The following is a 4,649-nucleotide window of genomic DNA, read 5'->3' on the forward strand; positions in this document are numbered from 1 at the left end:
CGCGAGCTGAAGTCCCACCCGGACTCGCAGGCGGCCCGGACGTCACGGAACAGATCCGGCCGGTCGTCGACGGGGACCCGATCCGCGAGGCGGCGGTCCTCGTGGTAGGACTCGGGTCGCGGGCGGGCGGCGGTCGTCCCAGTACCGGTTGAGGACCGCACCGTCTGAGAGCCCGACGACGCGCCGGTGGGCCGCGGAGCCGTCGGCGTCGGCGACGCGGTCGGACCCGCTCGTCCAGAAATCGTGTTCCGTCCGGAGCGCCTCCACGTGCGGGGCGACGGCGTCGAACCCCGCCTCCTCTTCCAGCACCCGCAGCATGCGGTAGAACAGCGGGACCTGCGACCGGCTGTCGTAGTACGCCCGGTTCCCGAGGGGGACGAACCCGAAGCGGTCCAAAAGCGACGCGATGTTCCCGACCATCCCGTCGATCAGATCGGTCCGCCCGGCCGCCGCCAACCCCTCCGCGGTGAAGTAGCTGTCCCAGTAGTACATCTCGCGGAAGCGGCCGCCGGGCACGACGTGCGGGTTCGGGAGGGAGACGACCGTCGACCCCGCGGCGTCGGGGGCGTCGAAGGTCCGCGTCAGCGCCCCCCACAGCGAGGACACGTGGTCCTCCATCGACCGCGACGCGGCGAGGTCGGGCGCGGCCCCGACCGGCTCGGGCAGCCTGAAGTGGTCCTCGACGAACGACGCCAGATCGAAGTCCCGCTCGCTCCGTTCCGTCAGGTACCGTTCGAAGAGCAGGTCCGGGTCGACGCGAGGTTCGGCGTCGACGAACCGCTTGTCGTCCTCGAAGAGGTCCCGCCGCTGGACGGTCCGAAAGAGTTCGCCGGAGATCTGCGGAAAATGACTGTAGTCGAAGAGACCGGAACTCATCTCCAGCACGTAGTGAAAGGATCGCTAAGTAATTATTGAATTAGCCGGACAGAGAACGGAAAACGCGGACCTGCGGCCGTCCTCTTATTCGTAGTCCATGATTAATTATAAGTGTAATAAATGAATATCGGAGGGTAGTCGATGACTCGCATTAGCATGCGGTCGGTGAGCAAGTACTTCGATGGGGGTGACACGGTCGCCAACTACAAGCTGGACATGGAGGTGGACGACGGGGAGTTCGTGGTGTTCCTCGGTCCGTCCGGCTGCGGCAAGACGACCGCGCTCCGGATGATCGCGGGCCTGGAGGACCCCTCGGACGGGGAGATCTACTTCGACGACGACCGCGTCGACGGGATGCCCCCCGCCGACCGGAACGTCGCGATGGTGTTCCAGAACTACGCGCTGTACCCCACATGACCGTTCGGGAGAACATCGAGTACCCGCTGAAGGTGAGGGGGATCCCCCCGGAGGAGCGCGACGAGCGCGTCGCGCAGGTGGCCGAGCTGTTACACATCGAAGACCAGATGGGAAGCGATCCGGGCGAGATCTCCGGCGGGCAGCGGCAGCGGACCTCGCTCGCGCGGGCCATCGTCCGCGAGCCGTCGGTGTTCCTGCTCGACGAGCCGCTCAGTAACCTCGACGCGAAGCTCCGCTTAGAGATGCGCTCGGAGCTGAAGCGGATCCAGAACGAGCTGGGGATCACGACGGTGTACGTCACGCACAACCAGGAGGAGGCGATGAGCATGGGCGACAAGATCGTCGTGTTAAACGACGGTACGATCCGGCAGGTCGCCGAGCCGGAGGAGCTGTACCAGCGGCCCCGGACGACGTGGGTCGCGAAGTTCATCGGCTCGCCCCCGATGAACCTCTTCGAGGGCGAGAGCCGCGACGGGACCGTCCACCTCGCCGAGGGCAACACCCTCCCGACGCCGGCGGAGTCGTCGTCGTCGACCGTGTCCGTCGGGGTCCGACCCGAGGACATCGACGTGTCGACCGATCCGCCCGACACGGACTGGACCCTGCCGGGGACGGTCAAGACGGTCGAACCGCTCGGCGAGTACGTGCTGGTCAACGTCGAGGTGGGCGGCTCCGTGGTCAACGTCAAGGTCCCGCACACCGACGCGACGGCGGGCGACGCCGTCCACCTAACCTTTGACCCGGCCGACGCGTACCTCTACGACGAGAACGGCGAACTGGTGGCCTGACACCATGTCTGTCGCATCGTACCTCGAGGACCGGCTCGACCGCGACGTGGACCGCGAGAAGCTCACGGCGATCCTCGTGTTCATGCTCCCCGGTCTCACTCTGTTCGCCGTCTTCTCCGTCGGCCCGATGCTGTACTCGGCCGTCGGGAGCTTCTTCACCTGGGACGGGTTCGATATCGCGCAGTTCGCGGGCTTCGAGACGTGGATCGCGACGTTCCAGGACGACGCGATCATCAACTGGAGCAACCTCCTCGCCTTCGAGTACCCGATGGGGGCGCTCCCGCAGAACATCATCTGGATGGTCGTTCACGTCCCGCTGAGTACGTTCCTCGGTCTCGGGCTCGCGCTGCTTTTCGCCGACCTGCGCGGCCGGAGCATCCTCCGCTCGATGGTGTTCCTCGCGTTCACGACGCCCACGGTCGTGATCGGGCTGGTGCTGCTGTTCGTCTACGACCCGCAGGCCGGGATCTTCAACGGGCTGCTCCGGTCGATCGGGCTGAAGTCGCTGGTCCGGAACTGGGTTCAGGAGCCGCAGATCGCGATCTACGCGCTCGTTCTCGGCGGGGTCTGGGTCCAGACCGGATTCAGCATGCTGCTGTACAGCTCCGCGCTCGCGGGGATCGACCCCGCGTTACTGGAGTCCGCCCGCGTCGACGGCGCGGGGCGGTTCCGACGGTTCAAGGACATCATCTGGCCGCTGGTCAAGCCCGTGACGGCGGTCGTCGTTATCATGAGCATGATCTGGGTGATCCGGATCTTCGCCATCGTCTACGCGGCCGGCGGCCCGTCCGGCGGTCCGGGCGGGGTGTTCTCCGTGCTCGGTCTGGAGGTGTACCAGGCCGCGTTCTCGACGCCGATCGAGTACAGCAAGGCGATGGTCGTCGCCCTCATCGAACTCGTGATCGCGCTCCCGATGGCGTGGTACATCGCGTCAATGGATTGACCCACAATGACAGACACACACAACCCAGACGACTCGACCGACGCCGACAGCCAGCCGAAGACCGACGGCGGGCGCGTGTACCACGAGCCGCCTGAGACCGCCCCGACCGCCGAGGGGAGCGCCATCGAGCGCCTCCGCGCGTCGGTCCCGCGCGGCCCGCGCGCGCTCCGGTACGTGGTCGCTATCGGCGTCGCGCTCCTGTGGCTCGTCCCGCTCGTGGGGCTGTTCATGGCCTCCGTCCGCCCGCTCGACCAGATCATTCAGGGCTGGTGGAACTTCGAGACGTTCACCGTCACCTTCGAGAACTACGCCCGCGCGTGGACGTTCCAGTCCGGCCCGATGCGGCAGGCGATGTGGAACACCGCGATCGTCACGATCCCGTCCGTCCTCGCCGTGACGCTGCTCGGCACGATGGTCGCGTACCCGTTCGCCCGCTTCGACTTCCCGCTGAAGACCGGGCTGTTCTTCCTGCTCATCGTGGTCATGGCCGCGCCGCCCGAGCTGGTGGCGATGGGCAACTACAACACGCTGCGGACGACCGGGCTGTTCGACACGTACATGGGGCTCATCCTCGTCCACATCGGCTGGGGAATGGGGTGGGTCGTCATGTTCCTCCGGAACTTCCTCTTGGGACTCCCGGAGGAGTTAGAGGAGGCCGCCCGGATCGACGGCGCGTCCCGGTATCAGATCTTCAAGTCGATCGTGTTGCCGTACTCCGCCCCGGCGCTCGTCTCCGTGGCCGTCATCCAGTTCACGTGGGTGTGGAACTCCTTCTTCTTTCCCCTCGTGTTCATGCGCTCGCGGGAGAACCAGCTCGCGCCGCAGGTGCTCCCGCTGATGAAGGGTCGGCTCCAGATCGACTGGGGACTCGTCGCCGCCGGCTCCGTGCTGACGATGATCGTCCCCATCCTCCTGTTCGTCACGCTCCAGCGGTACTACAAGCAGGGGATGGTGGCCGCGGTCGCGGACTGACCCGATCGCCGCCGCTCGTCGTTTCCGTTTTCGACGCAGTTCCCCCTTCGAGACGAGAACGCGAGACGGAGATCGGCCCCGATCACTCGTCGGCGAGTCCGGCCGGCAGGAACGGGGCGATGTCGGTGTGAACGAACAGGACGTACTCGTCGCTCAGGCGGCGACAGAAGAGGGCGAATTCGCCGGACTCTCGGACCGCGTCGAGCTTCGGCTCCGAGCCGCCCGGGTCGTAGTACGCGGGCACTAACACCGCCGTTTCGTTCTCCGGATCCCGCTCGACGATCAGCAGGTACACCAGTCCGCCCTCCTCGGCGCGGAACGTCTCGACGTCGGTGAACTCGGACTCCCCGGCGATCGCTTCCAACTCCTCGTACTCTGGACCGGGAACGACGACGTCGAGACCGGTTCGAGCCGCCGAGTCGACGAGGACGGAATCGCCCGGATGTAGTTCGACGGCCGTCCAGCCGCGGTCGCGGTACGCGTCCGCCGTCGCGGCCATGTCCGCCATGACGGCCTGCCAGCCCTCGGTCGCGTGGGCGTCGGGAACTGCGTCTGTAGCGGGATCTTCGGACATACGTTGAGGCCCGGTAGCATGTGAGATAAGCGTTGTCCACCTACTGGCAGGCGCTCGGACACCGCGGGAACCGTGCGAA

At 66.4% G+C, this 4,649-nt stretch carries 4 protein-coding genes and 2 pseudogenes; 3 read left to right on the top strand and 3 right to left on the bottom strand.

The annotated features are described in order from the left end of the window. Together BN903_RS17895 and BN903_RS04450 are read right to left on the bottom strand one after the other, a co-directional pair. A partial coding sequence (locus BN903_RS17895) for a trehalase family glycosidase (RefSeq protein ID WP_228841023.1) occupies positions 1 to 161 on the bottom strand: 161 nt, incomplete at its 3' end. A gap of 13 nt (positions 162 to 174) precedes the next feature. After that, positions 175 to 876: pseudogene (locus BN903_RS04450) on the bottom strand (trehalase family glycosidase); the annotation flags it as partial. A 156-nt stretch (positions 877 to 1,032) separates the two neighbouring features. On the opposite strand from BN903_RS04450, the pseudogene BN903_RS18565 reads away from it, so the two are divergent. The 3 genes and pseudogenes from BN903_RS18565 (at position 1,033) to BN903_RS04465 (ending at position 3,996) form a co-directional block, all read left to right on the top strand. Continuing rightward, positions 1,033 to 2,081, top strand: a pseudogene (locus tag BN903_RS18565) (ABC transporter ATP-binding protein). A gap of 4 nt (positions 2,082 to 2,085) precedes the next feature. Then, entirely contained in the window at positions 2,086 to 3,024 is a 939-nt protein-coding gene (locus BN903_RS04460) for a carbohydrate ABC transporter permease (protein ID WP_048076576.1), read from the top strand. A 6-nt stretch (positions 3,025 to 3,030) separates the two neighbouring features. Continuing rightward, the gene (locus tag BN903_RS04465; RefSeq protein WP_048076577.1) at positions 3,031 to 3,996 is read left to right on the top strand and encodes a carbohydrate ABC transporter permease; all 966 of its coding nucleotides are present in this window, start codon (positions 3,031 to 3,033) and stop codon (positions 3,994 to 3,996) included. 82 nt (positions 3,997 to 4,078) lie between these two features. Here BN903_RS04465 and BN903_RS04470 read toward each other — a convergent pair whose 3' ends face one another. Beyond that, positions 4,079 to 4,570 (bottom strand): hypothetical protein, encoded by a 492-nt coding sequence (locus BN903_RS04470; protein WP_048076578.1) that lies wholly within the window; start codon positions 4,568 to 4,570, stop codon positions 4,079 to 4,081. Positions 4,571 to 4,649: the final 79 nt, after the last annotated feature.

The sequence above is a fragment of the Halorubrum sp. AJ67 genome (assembly GCF_000513435.1).